Source organism: Exiguobacterium sp. s26, from assembly GCF_018618235.1.
Classification (GTDB): Bacteria; Bacillota; Bacilli; order Exiguobacteriales; family Exiguobacteriaceae; genus Exiguobacterium; species Exiguobacterium chiriqhucha.
Window position 1 is genome coordinate 305,575 of sequence record NZ_JACSLS010000003.1, and the last position, 23,789, is coordinate 329,363.

Here is a 23,789-nt window from a genome sequence, read left to right on the forward strand (position 1 = left end):
CCCATCGGGCGGGTATTAACTCCGTAAAAGGAGGGGATGCGCATGGATATTCGTGAGCTCGTCATGCAGGTGAACGACCTGTTATGGACGTACGTACTCATTTTCGTTTTGATTGCCGGAGGGTTGTATTTCACCATCCGGATGGGATTCGTCCAGTTCCGCATGTTGCCGGAGATGTTCAAGTTGCTGTTCGTCAAAGGAATCAAACACGAGAAAGGGCAAGTTTCATCGTTCCAGGCGTTCGCCATCGGAACGGCCGCACGGGTTGGGACAGGGAATATCGCTGGCGTCTCGACGGCCATCGCACTCGGTGGACCGGGCGCCGTTTTCTGGATGTGGCTCATCGCCTTGATCGGTTCGGCTTCTGCCTTCGTCGAGAGCACGCTCGCCCAAGTGTATAAAGTGCACGACGGGAAGGCGTGGCGCGGTGGACCCGCCTACTATATCGAGCGGGCACTCGGTCAACGGTGGCTCGGCATCGTGTTTGCGATTTTAATCACGTTCGCGTTTGGCTTCGCGTTCAACTCGGTACAGGCCAATACGATTGCTTTATCAATCAATAACGTCTTCGAAGTCGATACGCTCTGGGTCGGCATCGTCTTGGCTCTCGTGACGGCCGTCGTCATCTTCGGCGGGATTCGCTCGATTTCAACGTTGTCGGGGATTATCGTCCCGATTATGGCCGGCGGCTATATCCTGCTCGCCCTCTGGGTCGTGTTCACAAACCTAGAGGCCATCCCGGCCGTAATTTCGGCCATCTTCTCAGAAGGGATTCTCGGCTTCCGACAACTGCTCGGCGGTGCAGTCGGTGCGGCCGTCCTGCAAGGGATTCGCCGCGGCTTGTTCTCGAACGAGGCGGGGATGGGGTCGGCACCGAATGCGGCCGCGACCGCGGAGGTCAGCCACCCGGTCAAACAAGGCTTGATTCAATCGCTCAGCGTCTTCGTCGATACGCTCTTTATCTGTACGGCGACGGCGATGATTGTCCTCATCTCGGGAGTTCCGGGTTCAGAGGACTTCCAAGGCATCGAGTTGGCGCAAGAGGCGCTCTTGACAGAGATTGGGCCGCTCGCGACGACACTCATGACGATTGCCATCCTATTGTTCGCGTTCAGTTCGATTTTGGCGAATTACTATTATGGGGAAACGAACATCGAGTTCATCTCCGAACGAAAAGTGTATCTGGTCATCTACCGGATTGCGGTCGTCGGGATGGTCTTGTTCGGCTCGGTTCGATCGGCGGGGTTGGTCTGGTCGATCGCCGATATCTTTATGGGCTTGATGGCGCTCGTCAATATGTATGCCATCTTCCGACTCAGTAAGGTCGCCAAAGCTTTGCTCGACGATTATGTGGCGCAGAAGCGAGCCGGACGTGATCCGGTGTTCAATCGTGATGATGTGGATTTACCTGGTAAAGAACATGTCGAGGCGTGGGAAGAGAAACGAGAGAACATCAGTTAAGATCGGGGCAAGAATCGGACGCGTCGCGCCATTCTTGCCTTTCCTTTATCAAATTTCTTATTTCAAATACCGCATTTATTTAATAAATTATAGAAAAGAGTGCACGAAATGATACAACCATTCCTTCATACATTCAAACGATTTTTTGCCGAACGATTTTTCGACCAAGCCGCCATGTTGGCCTATTATTTCATCTTATCGACGTTCCCGTTCTTACTGTTCGTCCTCGGGATCGTCGGGTGGCTGCCGTTCTCGAGCGGGGACGTGATTTCCGCGCTCGCCCTGGTCATGCCTGAAGCCAGTTATCGGTTGCTGGAAGGGAACATCGAGGCGATTTTTGATGATTCACGGTTGCGGATTGCCTCACTCAGCATCTTGCCGGCGCTCTGGATCTCATCGATGGCGGTCCAATCGCTCGTCCGGTCGCTCAATGACGCCTATCGCCTGATTCGGAACAAGGCGTTCTGGCGGGGCGTGTTGCAAGACATCGCCGTGACGCTCGCGCTTATGTTCGTCTTGCCGTTCTCGCTACTGATCCCGGTCATCGAGACCGCGCTTCGGGAGTTGGCGACGCATATCATCTTTATCGACGACATCGTCGAGCGCTATGCGCAAATCTGGTTCTATTTCCGCTGGATCGTGGGTACGCTCGTCCTGTTCAGCGTTTTCTTGCTCGTCTATAAGTGGTTGCCGAGCCATCGCGGCACGTTCCGCGACAGTTGGGCCGGGGCGGCGTTTGCTACCATCGGCATCTTGACAGTTTCGAACGTGTTCAGCTACTATTCACAGTATGCAAACTATGAACAGTTTTACGGTCAACTCGGTGCTTTCATCATCTTGCTGATCTGGTTCTATTTGGCGGCCTCGGTCATCCTTCTCGGGGGGCTGTTGAACGCCACGCTTATCGAACGAAAAGAAATATCCGGTTGACGTGTAAATGCTTGTTATCATTCTTTGATTCAGGGAATGATACGGTTAAGGTCACATCTTTTAATCGGAGGTGGGAAACATGGATATGCAACGGCTCGTACACAATCGTCGTTTCATCGATCAAACATTGTTTTACCTCGCCTTACAATTATGGAAGTGGGTTATGTTACTACCGGTCTTGTTCTATCTAGACGTTTCGATGAGCAGTGCCCCGTTTTCCCAGTATGTGGCGGTCAGTCTGTTGCTGTATGTGGCGTTTCGTGTCATGCAGTACGTGATTGCCAGCCGGGCTTCGTTGATGGAGTTACTCGAATTCGGCTATGCGGTGCTATCGCTCGTCCTCGTTTTCTCCTTACTGCTTGAACTCTCAGCATCGCCAGGAGCCATTGCCTTTGTGCTCGGTGTGTTCTTGGTCCATCCATCGCTCGCCTTGCACCATTACCGTGACTTCACAGAACGGAAGTGGTTGAACAAGCAGTTCCAATTGTTCAGTCCGATGCTTCGAAAAGGTGAGATTCCGGTTCACGTGCTCGTGTTGACAGAGGATGAGATTATCATCACGGCAGAGAGTGGAAAAGAGTACACGTATCGGCATATCTACTGGGGCGGATTCTATATCGAAAATGTCTCATGAAGGTGGTCTAATCATTGAATAGTGTGATTGTGATGGTATTTTGGGTAGTAACATTTATTGTGTTCTTCAAAGGGGCGTTCGATATGTGGCGAGAATGGCGTGCCACGAGACAGCGCTCGGTTCTATATTTCTTTATCGTCTTGTTGCTCACTTGGTTCTGGTTCAACCCTTACCAGCTGACGGCGCTCCATCCGTTCGTCTTGATGGCGTATTATTGGAACCGGAACCGTCGGATGCGCAACGCGATGCTCGTGCTCGTCCTCGTGCCATTCTTCATTCAACTTTGGTTCATGGCGAGAGCGATGTAATTTATTCAGACCACAGACAAGATGTCTGTGGTTTTTTCTTTAATCCTTTGTCACGGCCATTTATAAAACAAGCCGCGTTAGAGTAAGGATACGCGACCGTGCGCAACAAAAAACGCGAGCCGTTCGGCCCGCGTTTTTTGATTGATGTTATTCTTTTTTCGCAACGGCGAGTTCAGCTTCCATTTCACTGAATTCACGGTTGATCCGTTTCTGCTCACGTTGGCTCGTAAACGTGCTGACGAGCACGATAGCAAGCATACTGAGGAAGAAGCCTGGTACCATCTCATAGATGACGGCCGAGAGTCCAGTCACGATCCAAAGGATGACCGTGATGGCACCGACGAGGATACCGGCAAGTGCACCTTGGCGCGTCATCTTGTTCCAGTAAAGCGACAAGAGAATCGCTGGACCGAACGCTGAACCGAATCCGGCCCACGCATAACCGACGAGCGTCAAAATCGTGTTCGACGGGCTGAGCGACATGAGTGTCGCGACAAGTCCGACCGTTAGGACACCGATTCGACCGGCGAGGACCATTGTTTTCTCACTGGCATCTTTATTGAAGAACTTACGATAGAAGTCTTCTGTCAATGCCGACGATGTCACGAGAAGCTGTGACGAAACTGTCGACATGACCGCTGCCAAAATCGCAGCAAGCAAGAATCCAGTGATGAACGGGTGGAACAACACTTCTGAGAAGCGGATGAACACTGTCTCCGGGTCAGCGAGAGGATTCCCTTGACCACGGAAATAGGCGATTCCGACAAGTCCCGTCATGACAGCACCGATGATTGAGACTGTCATCCAGCCCATACCGATGCGACGTGCCGTTTTCAATGATTTCACATCACGAATCGCCATAAAGCGGACGATGATGTGTGGCTGACCGAAGTACCCAAGTCCCCAAGCGAGGAGACCGATAATTCCGAGCGTCGACGTTCCTTCAAACAGGTCGAACAATTCGGTATTGATTGTGGTAGCCGTATCGACGGCGTTTGATACACCACCGACGTCCGTCAAGGCGACGACTGGGACAAGGACGAGAGCGAGGAACATGATGACACCTTGCGCAAAGTCCGTCCAACTGACGGCTGTGAAACCGCCGAACAGTGTATATAGTGCGACGACGCTAATCGTCACGATGACACCTGTCTGATAGTCGAGCCCGAATGAGCTTTCAAACAACTTCCCGCCAGAGACAAGTCCGGCTGACGTATAGAACGTGAAGAAGATGATGATGACGGATGCAGACAGGATCCGTAGCCAGTTCGAGTGATCTCGGAACCGATTCTCTAAAAAGTCAGGAATCGTGATCGAGTCATTTGCCATCTCTGTGAAGACACGTAGACGGGGAGCGACTAACAAGTAGTTCAAGTAAGCTCCGATGACCAATCCAACGGCTAACCAAATCGCTGATAATCCCGTGGCATACATTGCACCCGGAAGTCCCATTAACATCCAACCACTCATATCCGAAGCTCCGGCTGACATGGCGGTAACACCTGGCCCCATCTTGCGGCCACCTAACATATAATCTGATGAATCGGTTGTCCGTTTATAAGCGACGTATCCGATGAGGAGCATCATCACGAGGTAAAGCGCGATGGATACCCATTCTTGCCATAACATTTGATTACCTCCTGTTTGCCTTCAATTGTGTCGATTCAATCAATCACGGTTCAATCATGTGTGTGTCTCACACAAATGAGTCAAACTTGAATGACTAGGCGAACTTGTGACTAACCATAACGGACCACGGAAATCATTGCAAACTGTCATCTTTTCATGAAAACGGCTCTAAAGCGCATAGTATCAACGGGTGAGCGCAACATTTTTCATGATTAAAGTTTAAATGTTCTGACAATTAGTTATGCGTGTGACACTTTTGTGTCATCCGTTTGTCATATAATTCGTCATATTTTATGTCTTTAAACGCAAACGACGGCTTCTCCCTTTACAGAGAGAAACCGTCGTTTGATTGCTTAAATCACTCGGTGGTGAGATTGAACGCGATTTTTTCGACAGAACGCATCGTCGGGAACGTCTGCCCGGATTTGGCTTGCATCGTCACCAAGGCATATTGTTTCCCATCCCGCTCCATCAAGAACACCATCGTATAGCCCGATTCGTCGGTATAGCCGGTCTTGGTCGCTGTGACGAGTTTCGAGTAATGGATACTCCGTTCATTGACGGCAGATCCGAGATGATACCACCAGCGTCGCTTTTGATTTCCAGCAGCGTCTTTAAACTTTGCCTCATATTCATACGTCCCGGCAATCTCGACGAGTTCAGGATAAGTGCCGAACGCATACGTGATGCGAGCCATGTCGAGCGCGGTCGTATAATGATTCGGGTCGGAGTAGCCATGGGCATTCCGGAACTGGGTCCCGGTCAGTCCGAGCACTTGGGCGCGTGCGTTCATCAGTTCAACGAACTCATTCGTCGAGCCGCTCACGTATTCGGCTAGACTATTGGCCGCGTCATTTCCTGATTCGAGCAATGTCGCGTACAAGGCCTGGCGAACGGTCAAGCGGTCACCGACCGCGAGGTGGACGATATGGCTGTCCCATGGGATATCTAAAGTAGATTTTTTGACGATGACCACGTTTTGATCGAGTTCTTTCTCGGCGACGGCCTTCTCATAAGCGAGAAGTGCGGTCATCAGTTTGGTCGTACTGGCCGGGAAGACGCGGTCCGCACCATTCTTGTCAATCAGCACCTGGCCATCTGTTAAATTGACGAAAGCCATCGATCCGACGAGAAGTTCGGCCGTGTCGGGCGACACGAGCGGTTGCGTCGTCCATGGTTTGATTGGAATCTCGGGGAACGACGGTCCTTGTTTGACCGGTACGGCGGCCGCGGCCGGCGCAACAGGTTTCGGTTCTACTTCTTGTTTAAAGCCGATCAATGCAGGGATGATGGCAAGTAATCCAATCATGGCGAGGCCGACAAAGAGTCGCCTCATGATGAACGTGTTTCTTCGATGTCTGCGGTTTCGTTTCACTAGATAATCGCTCCTTCATTGTTTACTTTTCTACCATAATGGATGAGGCCTCCTGAAATCGTCTTCAAAATCAAGAATCAGGTCAATAATTGAGGCGTATGAAATGAATCGGAAGGGGTATACACAGTAACAGACACTTATCTTATTAGAGGAGGTACGTTTATGCATCGTCATCCGTTCACCAATTCACTCTGGCGTCAGCACAATGCGGCAACACCTTATCCGCGACTTGAGAGCTCTGTTTCGTGTGATGTCGTCGTCATCGGGGCAGGAATCGCCGGGCTCGTCACGGCATATGAGTTGCAACAGCGCGGCAAGCAAGTCGTCTTGCTCGAAGCGGCTGAGATCGGCCGGGGGACGACCGGCCACACGACCGCGAAATGTTCTGTTCAGCATGGGACCGTCTATTCCAAATTGATTCGGACGTTCAATCAAGAGACGGCGCGCCTCTATTACGAGTTCAACGAACAGGGACTCGCCTATTTGCGGCAACAGGTCGAGGCCGGGTTCGACATCGATTTCGAGACAAAAGATTCATACTTATATTCAATCGATGGGTTGAGTCAACTCGTCGCCGAGCGTGAGGCGTATTCACAACTTGAGCTGCCCGGGGGAGACGCGACCGAGGAAGTGAAGGCGGTCCTCCCGTTCGAGGTCAAACAAGCGATCGTCATTCGCGACCAGGCCCAGATGCATCCGGTCAAATACTTACACGAGCTCGCCAACCGCTTCGTCGCGGCTGGCGGGAGACTCCACGAGAAGACACGGGCGAGCGAAATCAGTTCGGGACCGCGCCCGATCGTCACGACGTCGACAGGGCGACGGGTCCAGGCGAATCAGGTCGTGGTCGCCACCCATTACCCGTTCAACGACATCCGGGGGCTGTACTTCTCGAAGTTTGAGGTCGAGCGTTCCTATATCGTCGCTTGTGAGACGGAACAGAGCGTCCCGGACGGTATGTATTTGAGTGTCGATCAACCGAGCCGGTCGTTCCGTACGTTCAAGGAGGGCGACAAGACGTATATGCTCGTCGGAGGCGAAGGACACTTGAGTGGACACGTCACCGAGACCCGCTCGCGCTATGACCGCTTGGACCGCTTCGCCCATGATTCGTTCGGGGCCAAGAAAGCAAGTTTCCGCTGGTCATCCCAGGATCTGATCACGTTGGACCACCTCCCGTACATCGGGCAAATGTTCAGCCGTGAGCCGGACGTGTTCGTCGCCACCGGGTTCGCCAAGTGGGGGATGACGAATGGGATTGCCGGCGGACTGTTGCTGGCCGATCGACTGACCGGGCGCCCGAATCGGTTCAACGACTTATTGGACCCACAACGCTCGAAATTGAAACCGGCCGACGTCGGGCAATTCTTAAAGACGAACCTCGACACGGCCGTTCAATTCGTCAAAGGGTCACTGGAAAGACCGGGTACACTCGACGACCTGCAACTTGATGAAGGCGGGATCGTCCAGGTCGACGGCAAGAAGGTCGGCGCGTACCGTGACCTCGACAACGAATGCCATCTCGTCTCGACACGATGCACCCATATGGGATGTACCGTCAATTGGAACGATGCGGAACGCTCATGGGATTGTCCGTGCCACGGTTCACGGTTCGACACGAAAGGAAACGTGTTGGAAGGACCGGCGACACAACCGCTCGCCTATGATCGGAAAATCGATGTGCCGAAACAATAGGCAACGCGGGTCGTCTATATTAAAGTAAAGAAGTAACGATATAACTGTCATAGGGGTGGAATCAGAATGGAACTAACAAAGCAGTGGCGTGACCATTTCAAACAATTGCGTGCCTTCGACGAGGCGATTTCTTTACTGTATTGGGACATGCGTACCCAGATGCCGGAACAGTCGGCACCGCTACGGGCCGAGACGATTGGTTATCTGTCGACCGAGGCGTTCAAACGCCAGACGAGCGAATCGTTCAAGGCGCTGTTGGCCGAGATGACCGAGACGGAGGACTTGACACCGATCGAGTTGCGTTCGGTCGCGGTCGCCAAAACCCAATATGAACGGAATGCTAAAATTCCGTCCTCAGAATATCAGGCGTATGTGACGCTCGTCTCTGAGGCTGAGACGGCGTGGGAGAAAGCGAAGGATCAGAATGACTGGCACATGTTCGCTCCATATCTTGAGAAAATCATCGGATTTCAGCGGAAGTTCGCCGACTATTTCGGCTACGAATCGCATCCGTATGACGCCCTCCTTTACGATTATGAGCCAGGGATGACCGTCGACCAGCTCGATGAATTGTTCCGGACGCTTCGCGACGAGCTCGTCCCGCTGATCCGTCAGCTGCCTGAACCGGTCCAAGGGCTCGACTGGTCGATGGACAAGGCCGTTCAGCAACGACTGTGTGAGGACTGGATGCGTGTCGTCGACTATGATTTGACGCGCGGCCGTCTCGATGCCACGGTGCATCCGTTCGAGATCACGATCAACCGTCGCGATGTGCGCATCACGACGAAATATGATGAGACCGATTTCCGTAACGCCTTGTTCGGTACGATGCACGAGGCCGGGCACGCGACGTACGAACAGCAAATCGACTCGGAACTCGACGAACTCGGTCTCGGGGGCGGTGCCTCGATGGGCATCCATGAGTCACAGTCCCTCTTCTTTGAAAACTTTGTCGGACGAAGCGAGGCGTTTTTGAAAAGCGTCTATCCGCGCCTTCAATCCGAGCATCCACAGTTGCAGAACATAGATTTTGATACGTTCTATGCCGGCGTGAACGAGGCGAAACCGTCTCTCATCCGGATTGAGGCGGACGAACTGACATACAGCCTGCATATCATCATCCGCTATGAGCTTGAAAAGCAACTCATCCAAGGCGATTTGTCGGTCGAGGATTTGCCAGCGGCATGGAACGCGCTCTATAAGGAATATCTAGGTGTCGATGTGCCGAGTGATGCGAAAGGCGTCCTACAAGACGTTCACTGGGCCGGCGGGTCGTTCGGCTACTTCCCGAGTTACGCCCTCGGTTTGATATACGCCGCTCAATTGACGGAATCACTCAAGAATGAGCATCCTGACTTCGAGTCGCTCGTCAGCACGGGCACGTTCGGTCCAATCAAACAATGGCTTGAGGACAATGTCCACCGCCATGGTAAAGCGCTGACACCGAACGAACTCATCAAGCAAGTGACCGGAGAGGACATCTCGGTCCGCCCGCTCATCCGCTATTTGACGAACAAATACAAAACGAACTGAGGCGAAAACGAATGAAACTTTTCGCGCACCGAGGGGTGATGGCCCATCATCCGGAGAATACGATGACGGCGTTCCGGGCCGCACTCGAAGCACAAAGCGATGGGATTGAGGCGGACGTGCACATGACAAAGGACGGAAAGCTCGTCCTTATCCACGATGAGACGATCAATCGGACGACAGATGGGCGTGGACGTGTCGCCGATATGACTCTATCGGAGCTGCGAGGCTATAATGCCGGTGTCACGTTCGCTATCCAAGAACAGATTCCGACGTTAGACGAACTGATCGATCTGTGCCGAGGGACATCGATGGTCCTCAATCTCGAGGTCAAGACGGATATCGAGCGGTATCCTGGTATTGAACAACTCTTGCTTGACACCATTCGAAACCAGCGTCTTCCAGTTGGACAAGTCATGTTCTCTTCTTTTAACCATTCGACGCTCCAGCGTTTGAATCAATTGGCGCCAGAAATTGAGTGTGCCGTATTGTTGGCACAACCGCTCTATGACCTCGTCGCATATTGCAAGAAAGTGGGCGCGACCGCCGTTCATCCGAATGTCCTGACGATGACCGATGAAGAGATTCTTCATCTTCAGGACGAAGGTCTCTCCGTACGTCCCTATACCGTGAAAACAGTCCCCGACCTAGAGCGGTTCAGTCAACTCGGCGTCGATGCGGTGTTCGTAAATGACATCGACTGGGCAAAAGCACATTCAACCCCGTAACGTTACGCGTTACGGGGTTTTTAAACAATAGGGAAGGGTAAGTGTGGTTAATGTAAAGAAAGCGGTTTCTTTCAAATGTGCTGAGCGGCATATTGAGAGCACACCGTCACCTTTACGCCGTTGCTCCGTTGTCTTAAATTTAAGATGTCACCAGCTACATAGCAATCAGATGTAGCACACATTGCAGCACCGCATCAAACTTGTTGTATACAGTCAATCGGTCAACCCAAGCAGAAAAAGGAGGAAATTTCACATGAAGAAATTGATGTCTTTACTTGGTACACTCGCCTTGGCGTTCGCACTCATCGTGCCGGTCAGTGCAGATGGACACGAGAACGCGATGGTACGTGTACTCCACGCTTCACCTGACGCACCTGCAGTAGATGTGTACGTCAACGGTGAAGTCGCGGTCGAAGGCGCAGAGTTCAAAGCGCTCACAGACTACTTGACTCTCCCGGCTGGAGATTACAACGTGGAAATCAAGCCAGCTGGTGATGCAGAGACGGTCGTCGTTGCGGCAGACCTCTCAATCGAAGCAGGAAAATTCTACACAGCGGCAGCAATTGGTCAACTTGAAAACATCGAGATCGCAGCAATGGAAGACGATGCGAACTTCGAAGATGGAAAATCGAAAGTCCGCGTCGCTCACTTCGCACCTGACGCACCGGCAGTCGATGTCGCTCCTAAAGGCGGCGACCCACTCTTCTCGAACCTCGAGTTCAAAGCAGTAAGTGACTACGGTACACTCGACGCTGGCACGTATGACCTTGAAGTTCGTCCGGCCGGCGCGACTGACGTCGTGAAGGCACTTGACGGTGTCGCTCTCGAAGGCGGTAAAAACTACACGGCATTCGCCATCGGACTCCTTGAAGGCGAACCAGCGTTTGAAGTCCTTCTCGCAGCAGACGGTGGGGAAATGGCTGGAGCACCTGACACAGGTCAAGGTGGTCTCGCTCAGACAGCATCGATGAACTGGTTGCTCGCAGCAGCGGTTCTTGGTGCAGCAGCAGCTGGCTTCTACGTCTTTCGTCGTCAGAAGCAAGACGCTTAAACTACTCTTCATCGGAACGTTATCGTTCCTTATGATTGCACCGGGCGCAGACGCACCGGATGCGGACGCGAAATTGACGACGGTCGGCTTTGCCGAACCGCTCGTCCTAGCAACGACCGAAATTGATCGGCAGTCATTCCGTACCGACACATTTATCCCAAAACGACTGAAGATTCCGTCAATTGATGTCAACGCGGTCATCCAACCGGTCGGGAAAGACCGACTCGACCGGATGGATACCCCGACGGAGACAGATGAGGTCGGCTGGTATCGGTACGGGGCGAAAGCAGGGGCGACCGGAAACGTGGTCCTATCTGGTCATCTCGATGACCTCAGTGGTCCGGCCATCTTCGCGAACCTTGGCGACTTACGCCTCGGAGAATCGGTGACGCTCCAGCGTGGCAAAAAGGCAATCGCGTATGAAGTCGTTTCCGTCGAACGGTATCGGCTCGAAGACGTCCCGCTCGCCTCGATTTTTGCGGCGACCCAGGCGGAACGGCTCCAGCTGATCACTTGTGCGGGTCCTTATGACCCAGAGTACGGATACCGGGACCGAATCGTCGTCACGGCGATCGCCAAGTCTTAAATCAAGAATGAACCCGAGTGTGGTCCAACCACACTCGGTTTTTTTGTTGTAGCGTGGCGAAACAAAAACGACCAGGCCGAGATAATCGGCCCAGTCGTTCTTATGCGTCCATTCGGTCAAGCAGTCTTGACAGAAGAATCAATTCGTCATCTGAGAAATCGGTGAACACGTCCATCAAATACTCGATTTTCATGTCTTCCAGTGTCTCGAACAAGGCACGGCCTTCTTCAGTCGCTTGCAATTCGACGACACGACGATCACGTTCGCTGCGTTCACGGGAGATCAACCCTTTTTTCGTGAGTTCATCCGCGAGAGCGGTAATCATCGAAGCCGAGAATTGGAACTCGTTCGATAGAGCCGAGGCGATTTGAGGACTGTTTTGACAAAGCGAGCGGAGAATGAAAAATTCGTTTCGCGTCAAGTATTGTGAGAACATCGACCGGAGGTTCTTTTTCACTCCGCGATAGTTCATGCGAATCCCTCGCTCAGCATCGGCGACGAGCTGACGGCGGGATGCTGTTTGTACAGGTGTTGTCATCCTCAAGAGTACCTCCTACATAAAATATCATTATTTGCATATATTTCAGAACATAAAAACATTCTACAACAAAAACATGAAGTCTGTAAAGTTATGATGGCTCTTCGCGGGTACGAAGTTCTTGGATGACCTCGTCGTAATGTTTCAAATCCGGATAGAAGCGTCGGAAGAAGAACTCGATTTGCTGGTCATCCCCTTCTGCGAGCAATTTCGCGAGGACGGCATAGACGACACCCATTCCTTGACGGGGCAGGAGAGACGATGGCAACAGCGTCGCACATTGAATAGCCCGATTGAAGTAGAGGTCGAGCGTGTCGCTCAAGTCCTGGAACGTGCGAATCTCCGCGTAATGGAACATACGCGTCAGTTCAATGATCGTCGACAAGTCGGTGTCGAGTAACCAATCGCTCTGGAAGATGGCGTTGTCAAGCTTCTCGACGGTGACGTCATTGGCGATATAGTAATTCAAATTATCTCGCGTGATGCTCACCTTATCGGGCGATTCGACGATCCGTTCGACGGTCTCTTGTTCGAACGTCCGCAACTGTTTGCGGATATTGACGAACTCGGAGTCGGCAATCTCGAGGAGCCCCGCGACACGGCTGAAGCTGCGCTTGATTTCCGGTGGCACGGCGTTCGGGTTCTTATAACCGAGGTCATGCTCGATCTCGGCCCACGCGTGCTGCAAGATGGACCGGACTTGAATCTCGGCTTCTTTGTCTTCATAGCGACGGTACTCCCCGAGGGCGAGCCGCGTGTCGCTCAAGCCGACGACGTAATGGACCGACAAATAGCCGAACTCATTCGGGTCGAGCAACGTGGATTTATCGATCGACTGTTCGCGGTCAATCCGGAACTCATCCTCGAGGATTTGGGCCACGGCACGGACATCGTCGTGGAAATAGGTCACGATCCGAATCCCCGCCAAATCCTGGACGTCGCGCAACGACCGGTATTGATACGGTTTGCGGGACAACTTAGCATACAGGCTCTCGGCTTCCTTCGCCCGGGCGACGATCGAGTGGAACTGGATGCCGGCGTCGTTCAACAGCTCGCTGAGGAGTAACTTCAGCTTGGCTGCGAATGCCTCGTAATCTTCTTTCTCATTCATATAGTCGAGCATGATCGTGTTCATATCCTGTCTCGGCATCAACATCACTCCTTGTCTCATTATATGTAGTATAGCATCAAAGAAATCGGTGTCGCATCTGTTGTCCGTCCCTATGATACAATACGGTTTGGAACGGGAAGGAGTGTCACGCGTGAGAGTGAGCCATACGTTGAAATCGAACGAGCGCGAGAAGCTCGAGATCGTTGCCGGGTTGTTGCAACAAGCAGGTTATCGGTCTGGAAAGATCGACTGGCAGACCGGGATCAATATCGTTCGGGTCAGTCGCGAAGATGTGTCGTCTGAATCGGACGAACGGACCCGCATCCAAGGCATCGTCGACCATTTCGGGATCGAGGACTGGAGCGCCACGTTTTCTTGAACCCCTCTTTTTCAAATCGCTGGACGAAATGGGTTTTGTGACTCATTTTTCGGGAATAGTATATTATTCGATTATAGATCAGCGGACGTTTAGGAGGATGAATATGTTAGAAACAAGAATCGTGCGGGATATGACCTCGGTCGACCATGAAGTGAACGGGATGGTGTCAGGGGGATGTGTCAACGAGCACATTTACTTATTTGCGAGAGATGAAGAATTGACGGTGCGGCTCGCTGCAGAAGCGGGTGTGCAACCATACCGCATCACTGAAAAAGGGCTGTGGGAGTCGCTCATGTCGAAGTTTACAAAAAATTCGGATGACCGGATCGAGCAGCTCGAGAGCCTCGGTCTGACGAAAGAGATGGTCGAATCGCTCGAAGGAGAGATTCAGGCCGGGAAAATCGTCCTCGTCTGCGACAAGTCATAAAAAGAGCCGGAACTGACTCTCGTCAGTTTCGGCTCTTTTCGTCATTTCGTCTCGTAATAGGCGTTCACGATCCGGCGCAGCGACCGCTCGTTCAAATCGAGCGGTTTGAACCCAGCGTCCTGCAACAGACGTTTCGTATTGGCGTCGTCGAACGCGATATCGCGATTCAAGTAAGGATTGAACACCTTCACCATCTCGTTGAACGTCTGCTCGGCTTGGCTGAGCGAAGACGTCGCCGTCTCCGTGATCTTCAAGTGCGGGAACGCAAGCGCTTGCTTCATATAGTCGAGCATGGTCACGTTGCGCGGCGGGGCATCGTTCGTCACGTTATAAATCGTGTCCGGTTTAGCGTGTTCGATGGCAGCGAGGAGTACATCAGCCACATAATCGACCGGGACGAGGTTCGACGTGCCGGTCTCAGAGCCGAGGAGACGGATCGGTCCATCCGGTGCCCCACGGCGCTCGAGGCGGCGCTTGAACACCTCGAGAGCGCGCATATAGCCGTACATCGTGAACTTCGAGTCGGCCTCACCGGTCTTCGAGTCACCGACGATGATGGCGGGACGGAAAATCGAGACGTCGAGGTGGTCCCGTTCCGCCCAGACGGCCTGTTCGGCGTGCGCCTTGCTCTCCTCGTACGGATTATGGAACGTCTGGTCGGTCGCATACAACGTCTCATCGCCGACCTCGCGTGCTCCGAGCGTGTACGCCGTGCTGACGTGGAAGAAGCGAGGGCAATGCAGCGCCTTTGCGAGCGCGAGCGCTTGTCTCGTCCCGGTCAAATTCGTCTCGAACAGTTCCTCACGGAGCTCCTCATCGAATTTGACGAGGGCCGCCATGTGGAGCACCAAGTCGAATGAAAGGTCATGATCGGTGATGAACCGCTCGTCTGCTCCGAGGAACGGGGCCGTCAAATCCCCGGCCAGGACAGTGATGGAGCGACGTTCGTCCCGTGAGAACATCGCCTCCACTTTCTCAGGTGTACGGGCGAGGACGCACAGCGTATGCCCACGATGAATCAGCTCGCGGGCGAGCCGTCCTCCCAAAAATCCGGTCGCACCGGTCATAAAAATATTCACAGCGTTCTTCCTCTCTTTTCAGTCTCTCCCCATCATAACAAGTGGCAACGGAATGAGCCACTTTCAACCTAAAGAATAAAATTAGGGGTTTAATAATTTTTAAAGTCGGTTATGACTTAAGGAGAAGCGTACGCAAGGTACGTCATGACAGTGTTGATATGTCAAATAACTTAAGTGAGGTTTTTTAGAATCATGGCTAATCTATTCGGAACAGACAAGGATGGCAACAGGAAGAAGCAAGAAGAGATTGAAAAAACGGTTCAGGAGAAAGGGATCACACAAATCCACATGTACTTCTCCGACGTGCTTGGAGACTTGAAGCTACTGACTCTCTCTGCAAAATTGTTGCCGGAAGTCTTTGAAGGGAAGACGATGTTTGACGGTTCATCCATCGCCGGTTTTTCTTCCATCAAAAACTCAGACCTATTCTTGAGACCGGATTTAGATCGTCCACGCTACGAGCAGGATGGGGACGAGAGCATTCTCGCCTTTTTCTGTGACGTCTGCACACCGGACGGCGAACGTTACGAGTTCGACCCGCGCAACGTCTTGAAGGATGCCCTCGAGCGGGCTGCACGTGACGGCTACTCGATTTTCGTCGGCGCTGAGCCGGAATTCTTCATCTTCGACGAGAATGGTGAATTTTACGATGAGGCGGGTTACTTCTCGACACGTTCGGAAGACAAAGGGTATGAGGTCCGCCAACATATCGCCAACCGCTTGAGCGAAGTCGGTTTCAACATCGAGGCGGTCCACCACGAAGTCGCACCGGCCCAGCACGAAATCGGCATCAAATATGATGACGCGCTCCACACGGCCGACAACATCCAGTTCTTCAAAGAAATCGTTCAATTGGCAGCCCAAGAGAAAGGTGCAAAAGTGTCATTCTTGCCGAAACCGCTCCGTGACGTGAACGGTTCGGGGATGCACCTCAACATCTCGGTTTGGAAGAACGACAAGGACGGCAACCCGACGGTGAACGCATTCGAAGAGCCGGAGTCGGATTACGGTCTATCGCTCACGGCCCGTCACTTCATCGAAGGGATTCTGAAGCATGCCCGCGCGACGGCCATCTTCACGAACCCGCTCCCAGAGTCGTACGAGCGTCTCGTGCCAGGTTTCGAGGCACCGGTCAACATCTGTTGGAGCCCGTCGAACCGCAGTTCGATGATTCGGATTCCGGCGTCCCGCGGAAGCGCGACGCGCGTCGAAGTCCGTAACCCAGACCCGAGTGCGAACCCGTACTTCGCGCTTGCGGCATTGATTTATGCCGGACTCGAGGGCATCGAGCAACAGCTCGAGCCGTCGGCACCGAACGAGGACGACTTGTTCGAGTACTCGGCGAAGCAGATTGAAAGCCAAGGCATCTCGTCACTCCCGGCGACGTTCCATGAGTCGATTCAATCGCTCAAGTCGGACCGGTTCCATGATTACTTCAACCATGACTTGATCGACCGCTACTTGTCGCTCATCCAAGTCCGTAAATAAGCAATGTATACAAAAGCCCATTCCTCGGCCGAGGAATGGGCTTTTGCGCTTAATGAATCCCGCGCATATACTTTTTGATGACCGGTGCGAGAGCGAACAAAATCATACTGAGTACGATCGCTGCTCCACCGATAATCCCGAAGTAGAGCATCTCGTTCTCTGGTGAATAGAAACGAACGAGCTGGGCGTTAATCCCTTGTGCCGCCGCGTTCGACAAGAACCAGAGTGACATCGTCTGGGCCGAGAAGGCAGCCGGGGCGAGTTTCGTCGTCGCCGACAGACCGACCGGCGACAGGCTGAGCTCACCAAGCACGACGATGAAGTAACTGAGGACGAGCCAGAGCGGATTGACGAGCGTGTCCGGGCCACCGAAGTAGGCCGGGAGCAAGATCACCAAGAAACTTAACCCTGCGAACAAAATCCCGAAGGCGAACTTCGTCGGGATGCTCGGCTCACGGTCACCGAGTCGGACCCAAAGCCATGCGAACACCGGAGCGAGCATGATGATGAACAACGGGTTGAGCGACTGGAACCAGGCCGGTGACAGCGTGAACCCTAAAAATTCAAGGTCGGTCCGCTTATCCGCATAACTGGCCAAAATCGTTGCGCCTTGCTCTTGAATCGCCCAGAACATGACCGAGGCGATGAACAGCGGGATATAGGCGATAATCCGTGACCGCTCGACTTCCGTCGTTTTCGGGCTACGATACATGACGATGAAATAAATCGTCGGAATCGCGATCCCGAACACACCGACGAGACCGATGAACGTGTTAATCGTGAACAACCCTTGTGGAATCAACACGGCCAACAGACCACCGATGAGGACGACTGCAATCGTCGTATACTTGATTGCGTTTTTCTTTTCAGACGGTGTCAACGGGTTCGGTACGTATGAACCGGCGAGACCAAGGTTCTTTTTCTTCGTGACCATGAAGACGACGAGACCGATGAACATCCCGACCGCGGCGAGCGCGAAGCCCCAATGGAAGCCATAACTCTTTTGAACCCCTCCGACGATCAAAGGCGAGATGAAGGCACCGAGGTTGATCCCCATATAGAAGATACTGAACCCGGCGTCACGACGACGGTCCGTCTCATTGTATAAATCACCGACGATACTCGAGACGTTCGGTTTCAAGAGACCGGTCCCGATGACGATCAACGCCATTGAGATGAACAAGAACGTCAGGCTACCCGGAATCGACAGTACGATATGACCGAGCATGATGAACACACCGCCGAAGAAGACGGCCCGGGACGTCCCGAACACACGGTCAGCGAGCCATCCCCCGATGACCCCCGACATGTAGACGAGTGCGCCATACACCGACATGATGGACAAGGCGACGTTCTGGTCGAGACCGAGACCGCCATCTGATACCTCGTAATACATGTAGAAGACGAGGATCGCACGCATCCCGTAATACGAGAACCGTTCCCAAAACTCAGTGAAGAATAGCGTGAACAACCCTTTCGGCTGTCCGAAAAAACCTTTTTGTGGCACGCTGTCCACAATTTTCTGTTTATCGATCCTTTCCATGAAAGATCCCTCCTTAACCGTATTATCATAAAAAGAATCATTATGTTTGTAAAGAATAATAGAAGCAAATATTCAAAATTTAACGAATTTGCAACGAATTAAAAAATCACACTAAACGACTAGGTTCAGTGTGATTTATATAGGTCAAGCCGTCTTTTGTTTCGCTTCGGCCGCACTGACGCGACGTCCGAGCTGCCAGTAGATGAGGCCTGACACACAACTGGCCGCCCCGACGAGAATCAAGGCGATATGTCCGGCCCGCTGATCGAAGAATAGGCTCGCCATGATTGGAGCCGTCACCCCGCCGATCAACCATTGGATACTGGCGGCCCCGTTATAGGCCCCACGCATATTCTCCGGAGCGATCAAGGCGATGAACGTCTGTTGGACCGGGGACATGATCATCTCACCGAGCGTATAGAACGCGTATACCGCGAGCAAGACGCTCACGAGGACGAGGTACGGTGTCCCGAGGGAGTAGAGGAGACGCGGCATGACCGCGATCAGGATCATGCCGACCCCGAAGATGGTCGCCCCGGCGAGCATGACGTTGCCGAACGGCTTGCGCCCGAGTTTCGAGGCAATCGGGAACTGGAACAACACGACCATGATGCCGTTCAAGGCGAGCATATAGGCGAACGGATTCTCACGGTCGGTGAACGACGGCATCGACTCGCGCAAGAACAGCGGCAACATGCTCTCGATGAGCGAGAAGCCCATCGAGATGAACACACCGGCGAAGATGAAGACGAGGAACACCTTATCGTTATAGAACACCCGTAGGACGTCCCGGTTAGACGGTGTATCGGCCTCGGTCGTCTCCGGGAGCGACTCCCGGATGAAGCGGCCGAGGACGAGCGCATAAAGGATAAAGACGAATGACGCCGAGAAGAAGATATACTGCCGGTCGATGAACAGGACGGCGCTGCCGAGGAGCGGGCCGAGCGCCGCCCCGATGTTATGGCCCATCCGCAACAGGCCGAACGCCTCGTTCATCTGTTCGGGCTCGGTCACGTCCGCCACCATCGCGCTCGCGGCCGGATGAAACAACGAGTTCGTCAAGCCGAGCATGGCGTTCAAAAGGAGGAGCGGCCAAAACGTCTCGGCGAACGCGAAACCTACGAGCGCGAGCGCGTCGCCGAGGATGGCGATCATCATGATCGGTTTACGGCCATACAAATCTGCGAGCCGTCCGCCGACGACCGAACCGATGAGGGCCATGATCGGACCGGTCGCCATGATGACACCGACCTGGATATAACTGTCGAGCTTGTCGCTGTAATAGAGGACAAGGAACGGCGCGATCATGAACATCATGACGCCGGTGATCGTCTCCCCGAGGAAGCGGATCCAAATATTGCGGTCGAGTCGTTTGAGTGATTGAATCATTAGGTTCACCTGCTTTAATTATTGGAATGTAAAAAGGGACGCAGCATGCACAAAGGCATACGCGTCCCTACGATCTTAGACATGCCTCGGAAGGCGGGCGAACGTCACGGATTCAAATCACGGAGAGGCGCCTGCCGGTCAATATGGACTTGGACGTGCGAGCGTTGAATGACTGACATCGGTACCTCTCCTTTCTGCATTGGACTGTCTTCTCTTCAAGATTATGATATTTCTGTGAAATGTGTCAACCTAAATCGTCAATGTGTCATAACAATTCATTCAAGTTCTTGCGACTGAGCCGGTAGTCGATCAAGCGCGAGAACACGACTTGAATCATCGCCGTGACCGGCACGCTGATGAACATCCCGACGAGGCCGAACAGGCTGCCGCCGATGATGATCGACGTGATGACCCAGAACGGCGTGATGCCGACGCTGTCGCCGAGAATCTTCGGCCCGAGCCAGAGTCCGTCGAATTGTTGCAACAAGAAGATGAACAAGAGGACGATGAGCGCCGTGAACGGGTCATAGAAGTAGGTGATGATGAACGCCGGGATCATCCCGAGCAGCGGCCCGACGTACGGGATGAAGTTCAAGACACCGACGATGACGCCGAGGAGAAGCGCGTATGGCGCCCCGATAATCAACAGACCGGCGACGGCCAGCACCCCGATGATGAGGCAGTCGAGCGACTTCCCGATGATATAGCGTTTAAAGATGTAATCCATCTCTTGGAAGATGTCGATCGTCGTCTTGGCTGACGCGACCGGGAACATCGCATACAACAGCCGCTTGAACATGCGGGCAAAAATCTCTTTGTCTTTTAAAAGATAAATCGAGATGACGATCCCAATCAAGAAGTTAATGAGCGTCATCGTGAAGCTCGACACGTAGCTGACCGACGACAAGACGGCCGTCTCGACCCAGCCCGAGTAGCGCTCCTCGAACCGGCTGAAATCGATGGCCTGGGCGACTGTCGCGTTATACTCTTTCAAATACGTGTTCAACTGTGACAGATACCCGTCGATTTGCCGGATATAGGACGGGAGTTCCTCGATGAGCGAGGCGAGGCTCGAATAAATGCGTGGGAACAGCGTCACCGCAGATATGACGAGAATCCCGATAAAGATGATATAGACGATCAGCAAGCCTTGATATCGTTTTAGTTGAAACCGTTCTTCTATATAGGACAGGACGGTATTCAGGAGCAGCGCGATGGCGATTCCCATAATAATCGGCGTCAGCAACTGGAACGTATAATGCATCATCTGCGAAATCGTATCCGGTTCGCTGATGACTTTCCAGAGCACGAGCAGGATCAGGCCGATCACGCTCAACTTCCAAATCAATTGACGGTTTAATTCCAAAGGTCCATCCCCTCATGTTTTAAATTTTGTAGAATAACGTTCACTTTCACTATGAACGTTTTTTTATCGGGATTCAAGAGGACATGCTCATTTTCAAAAAAGGATTGACAAGATTGGTAACGTTTGGTTAACTAAGTGACATATTACAAAAAGACAAATCGCATATAAAACACTTTCTATCAAGAGAAGCGGAGGGACTGGCCCGATGAAGCTTCAGCAACAGATTGATTCAATACTGTGCTAATTCCAGCAAGGTGACCTTGAGAGATGGAAAGGTGGTTGTTTGAATACGTCCGTATCTCGACACCCCTTTCCGCGGAAAGGGGTGTTTTTTGCATAGGAGGACTATTCATGACTGACAGACGCTCACATCTACTTAAAACGTTACCACCTCAACATTTCGTCGGACTCGCGAACGAGGTGGCCGAACTCGAACAAGCCGGCCGCGACATCATCCGACTCGGACAAGGGACGCCTGACCTGCCTACGCCTGAGCCAATCTGTGACGCGCTTCAGACGGCGCTCCTCGACGCCTCGACCCATCAATACGGTCCGTTCCGCGGTCAGGCCCGCCTGAAGCAAGCAGTGGCGACGTTCTATTTGAATGAGTATGGAGTCGAACTTGATCCCGAGACAGAAGTAGCGATTCTCATCGGCTCAAAATCTGGTCTCATCACGTTGCCGCAATGCGTACTCGAACCTGGCGACGGAATTTTGCTACCGAATCCCGGCTATCCTGATTACATCTCGGGGGCACGCCTCGCCGGTGCCGTCGTCCGTGACCTCGTCCTCCGGGAAGAGAACGGCTTCTTGCCGGACTATGAGACGCTCGATACGCAAGATGCAAGACTCATGTATTTGAACTACCCGAGCAATCCGACCGGAGCCGTCGCCTCACCCGCTTTCTTTGACGATACCGTCCGTTTCGCCCGGGAGCGGGACTTGATGGTCGTCCACGATTTCGCATATGGCAGCATCGGATTCGATGGCCATGTCCCGCCTAGCTTTCTGCAGGCGGAAGGGGCGAAAAAAGTCGGCATCGAGGTATATACGATGTCGAAAGCGTTCAACATGTCCGGTTGGCGCGTCGCCTTTGCTGTCGGGAACGCGGACATCATCGAGGCGATCAACACGTATCAGGACCACGTCCACGTCAGCGTGTTCTCGGCCATCCAGGCGGCGGCTGTCGCTGCGCTCGAGGCGCCCCGTACCATTCGCGATGACTTGGCACGACTGTACGAGGCACGGCGTGATCGCCTGATCGACGGGTTGAACCGGGCCGGCTGGGCCGTCGAACCGCCGGAAGGCTCGTTCTTCGTCTGGGCGAAAGTGCCTGAGGGTGATGCCAAGTCGTTCTCGCGGAAACTGCTGCATGAAGCCGGTGTCGCCGTCACCCCGGGCTATTTCTTCGGTTCGGAAGGGAACGGATACGTCCGCTTCGGCCTCGTCTCACCGGAACCGAAGATTGACGAGGCCGTCGAACGAATCGAGCGGTTGTTTGCCGCCTATGAGGAGGTGCGCGCATGATTCGTCAGGCCGTCCTTGAATATGACCACGCCGATGACGCGCTCGACCGTCTTGATGACTTAGTCGACGGCCGCCGTGCCCACGTCCTGCACGGTCAGAAAGGGTATGACGTCGTCCGAGCCATCTTTCCGGCCATCGCGGACTATCCGGCAACAAGGTTCAGCGGGGAGTGCACGGACTCGGAAGTCAAACGGCTCAAACCGTTGGACGCCGACGTGTTAATCGCCGTCGGAGGTGGCAAGCTCGTCGATACGGCCAAACTCGTCGCCTATCAACGGAACGTCCCGCTCATCGTCGTCCCAACGCTCGCCTCGAACTGTGCGGCGTTCACACCGCTCAGCGTCGTCTATCAGGAGGACGGGAGCTACGACCGCTACGACATGTTCCGCGTCGTCATCGAACGGGTCATCGTTGACTCACGGGTCATCTCGCGCTCACCATATGAATACTTTCGGGCAGGTGTCATCGACACGGTCGCGAAGTTTTACGAGGCCCGTTATTTGAGTGGTGACAGCTCAGCTGACGCCGGCGTCAACACCGGACTCGTCTTGGCCGAGCAGTGCGGGCGTCTCGTCGAACTTGAATTGAGCGAGCACGCTTTTGAGTCGTATAGTGACGACGTCCGCTTCGCGGTCGATCACGTGCTCGCCATCGGCGGCGCCGTCGGTGGATTTGGTGACGCCGGGACACGCGTCGCCGTGGGCCATGCGGTCCATAATGCGCTCAGCCGCTTCGAGTCGACCCACTCATTCTTGCACGGAGACAAGGTCGGCTTCGGCCTGATCATCCAAGAGCGCTTGCGGCGCTCGGCCGATGCTCCGTATTTGGAAGCTTGGTTGAAACGGTTCGGTGCCCCGACGACGCTCGAGACGCTCGGGGTCGGATTTGAGCATATCCCGGTCCTCGTCGACTCCGTCATGACGGAGACCGAGCTGCAACAGTTGCCGGAACCGCTCGATAAAGACTTTTTGAAAATAATTTTTGAAAATTTACAATTATCTATTTACAATTAAAA

Annotated in this window: 22 protein-coding genes and 1 riboswitch; of the genes, 14 read left to right on the plus strand and 8 right to left on the minus strand. The window is 53.3% G+C overall.

What is annotated here, in order from left to right; translation table 11 throughout:
* Positions 1-42: 42 nt before the first annotated feature.
* From KNP82_RS06360 to KNP82_RS06375, 4 genes are all read left to right on the plus strand, one after another.
* A complete protein-coding gene (locus KNP82_RS06360) occupies positions 43-1,461 on the plus strand; it encodes an alanine/glycine:cation symporter family protein (protein ID WP_029595416.1) in 1,419 nt (472 codons plus the stop codon).
* A gap of 108 nt (positions 1,462-1,569) precedes the next feature.
* Positions 1,570-2,391, plus strand: a complete 822-nt coding sequence (locus KNP82_RS06365; protein WP_131471179.1) for a YihY/virulence factor BrkB family protein — start codon at positions 1,570-1,572, stop codon at positions 2,389-2,391.
* 79 nt (positions 2,392-2,470) lie between these two features.
* A complete protein-coding gene (locus KNP82_RS06370) occupies positions 2,471-3,025 on the plus strand; it encodes a hypothetical protein (RefSeq protein WP_029595418.1) in 555 nt (184 codons plus the stop codon).
* Positions 3,026-3,108: 83 nt separating this feature from the next.
* Complete coding sequence (locus KNP82_RS06375; RefSeq protein WP_021067502.1) at positions 3,109-3,333, plus strand: hypothetical protein; 225 nt, start codon at positions 3,109-3,111, stop codon at positions 3,331-3,333.
* A 147-nt stretch (positions 3,334-3,480) separates the two neighbouring features.
* Here KNP82_RS06375 and putP read toward each other — a convergent pair whose 3' ends face one another.
* Both putP and KNP82_RS06385 read right to left on the minus strand, forming a co-directional pair.
* Positions 3,481-4,962: a sodium/proline symporter PutP gene (putP, locus tag KNP82_RS06380; RefSeq protein WP_029595420.1), complete on the minus strand. Its 1,482-nt coding sequence runs from the start codon at positions 4,960-4,962 to the stop codon at positions 3,481-3,483.
* A gap of 358 nt (positions 4,963-5,320) precedes the next feature.
* Entirely contained in the window at positions 5,321-6,337 is a 1,017-nt protein-coding gene (locus KNP82_RS06385) for a D-alanyl-D-alanine carboxypeptidase family protein (RefSeq protein ID WP_029595421.1), read from the minus strand.
* 162 nt (positions 6,338-6,499) lie between these two features.
* Here KNP82_RS06385 and KNP82_RS06390 point away from each other — a divergent pair, with 162 nt between their 5' ends.
* The 5 genes from KNP82_RS06390 to KNP82_RS06410 all read left to right on the plus strand — a co-directional run bounded on the left by KNP82_RS06390 (position 6,500) and on the right by KNP82_RS06410 (position 11,927).
* Positions 6,500-8,032 carry an FAD-dependent oxidoreductase gene (locus KNP82_RS06390; RefSeq protein WP_214827373.1) on the plus strand — a complete coding sequence of 511 codons (1,533 nt, stop codon included), beginning with the start codon at positions 6,500-6,502 and terminating at the stop codon, positions 8,030-8,032.
* A 66-nt stretch (positions 8,033-8,098) separates the two neighbouring features.
* Positions 8,099-9,565, plus strand: a complete 1,467-nt coding sequence (locus KNP82_RS06395; RefSeq protein ID WP_021067498.1) for a carboxypeptidase M32 — start codon at positions 8,099-8,101, stop codon at positions 9,563-9,565.
* Between the two features lie 11 nt (positions 9,566-9,576).
* Positions 9,577-10,290 (plus strand): glycerophosphodiester phosphodiesterase, encoded by a 714-nt coding sequence (locus KNP82_RS06400; RefSeq protein WP_029595424.1) that lies wholly within the window; start codon positions 9,577-9,579, stop codon positions 10,288-10,290.
* A 253-nt stretch (positions 10,291-10,543) separates the two neighbouring features.
* Positions 10,544-11,341 carry a DUF4397 domain-containing protein gene (locus KNP82_RS06405; protein ID WP_021067496.1) on the plus strand — a complete coding sequence of 266 codons (798 nt, stop codon included), beginning with the start codon at positions 10,544-10,546 and terminating at the stop codon, positions 11,339-11,341.
* Positions 11,289-11,927: a class F sortase gene (locus KNP82_RS06410; RefSeq protein WP_236355686.1), complete on the plus strand. Its 639-nt coding sequence runs from the start codon at positions 11,289-11,291 to the stop codon at positions 11,925-11,927. Before KNP82_RS06405 ends, KNP82_RS06410 begins: the two co-directional genes overlap by 53 nt.
* Before the next feature lie 100 nt (positions 11,928-12,027).
* Here KNP82_RS06410 and KNP82_RS06415 read toward each other — a convergent pair whose 3' ends face one another.
* A complete protein-coding gene (locus KNP82_RS06415) occupies positions 12,028-12,465 on the minus strand; it encodes a MarR family winged helix-turn-helix transcriptional regulator (protein ID WP_021067494.1) in 438 nt (145 codons plus the stop codon).
* Between the two features lie 91 nt (positions 12,466-12,556).
* Complete coding sequence (locus KNP82_RS06420) at positions 12,557-13,615, minus strand: GTP pyrophosphokinase (protein ID WP_021067493.1); 1,059 nt, start codon at positions 13,613-13,615, stop codon at positions 12,557-12,559.
* Between the two features lie 112 nt (positions 13,616-13,727).
* Here KNP82_RS06420 and KNP82_RS06425 point away from each other — a divergent pair, with 112 nt between their 5' ends.
* Together KNP82_RS06425 and KNP82_RS06430 are read left to right on the plus strand one after the other, a co-directional pair.
* Positions 13,728-13,955 carry a hypothetical protein gene (locus tag KNP82_RS06425; protein WP_029595427.1) on the plus strand — a complete coding sequence of 76 codons (228 nt, stop codon included), beginning with the start codon at positions 13,728-13,730 and terminating at the stop codon, positions 13,953-13,955.
* 103 nt (positions 13,956-14,058) lie between these two features.
* Positions 14,059-14,382, plus strand: coding sequence for a YflT domain-containing protein (locus KNP82_RS06430; RefSeq protein WP_021067491.1), 324 nt, complete (start codon positions 14,059-14,061; stop codon positions 14,380-14,382).
* Between the two features lie 41 nt (positions 14,383-14,423).
* On the opposite strand, the gene KNP82_RS06435 is transcribed toward KNP82_RS06430, so the two are convergent.
* Positions 14,424-15,461, minus strand: a complete 1,038-nt coding sequence (locus KNP82_RS06435; RefSeq protein ID WP_029595428.1) for an SDR family oxidoreductase — start codon at positions 15,459-15,461, stop codon at positions 14,424-14,426.
* A gap of 192 nt (positions 15,462-15,653) precedes the next feature.
* Between KNP82_RS06435 and KNP82_RS06440 the strand changes: the two genes are divergently transcribed.
* A complete protein-coding gene (locus KNP82_RS06440) occupies positions 15,654-16,949 on the plus strand; it encodes a glutamine synthetase family protein (RefSeq protein ID WP_021067489.1) in 1,296 nt (431 codons plus the stop codon).
* A 49-nt stretch (positions 16,950-16,998) separates the two neighbouring features.
* On the opposite strand, the gene KNP82_RS06445 is transcribed toward KNP82_RS06440, so the two are convergent.
* From KNP82_RS06445 to KNP82_RS06455, 3 genes are all read right to left on the minus strand, one after another.
* On the minus strand, positions 16,999-18,492 hold the full coding sequence (locus KNP82_RS06445; RefSeq protein WP_021067488.1) for a peptide MFS transporter: 1,494 nt from the start codon (positions 18,490-18,492) through the stop codon (positions 16,999-17,001).
* Positions 18,493-18,636: 144 nt separating this feature from the next.
* Positions 18,637-19,881 carry an MDR family MFS transporter gene (locus KNP82_RS06450; protein ID WP_021067487.1) on the minus strand — a complete coding sequence of 415 codons (1,245 nt, stop codon included), beginning with the start codon at positions 19,879-19,881 and terminating at the stop codon, positions 18,637-18,639.
* 265 nt (positions 19,882-20,146) lie between these two features.
* Positions 20,147-21,247: an AI-2E family transporter gene (locus KNP82_RS06455; protein WP_021067485.1), complete on the minus strand. Its 1,101-nt coding sequence runs from the start codon at positions 21,245-21,247 to the stop codon at positions 20,147-20,149.
* A 173-nt stretch (positions 21,248-21,420) separates the two neighbouring features.
* Positions 21,421-21,521: riboswitch (SAM riboswitch) on the plus strand.
* Between the two features lie 77 nt (positions 21,522-21,598).
* On the opposite strand from KNP82_RS06455, the gene KNP82_RS06460 reads away from it, so the two are divergent.
* Positions 21,599-22,774 carry an aminotransferase class I/II-fold pyridoxal phosphate-dependent enzyme gene (locus KNP82_RS06460; protein WP_214827376.1) on the plus strand — a complete coding sequence of 392 codons (1,176 nt, stop codon included), beginning with the start codon at positions 21,599-21,601 and terminating at the stop codon, positions 22,772-22,774.
* Entirely contained in the window at positions 22,771-23,787 is a 1,017-nt protein-coding gene (locus KNP82_RS06465) for an iron-containing alcohol dehydrogenase family protein (RefSeq protein ID WP_214827379.1), read from the plus strand. Before KNP82_RS06460 ends, KNP82_RS06465 begins: the two co-directional genes overlap by 4 nt.
* Positions 23,788-23,789 lie beyond the last annotated feature (2 nt).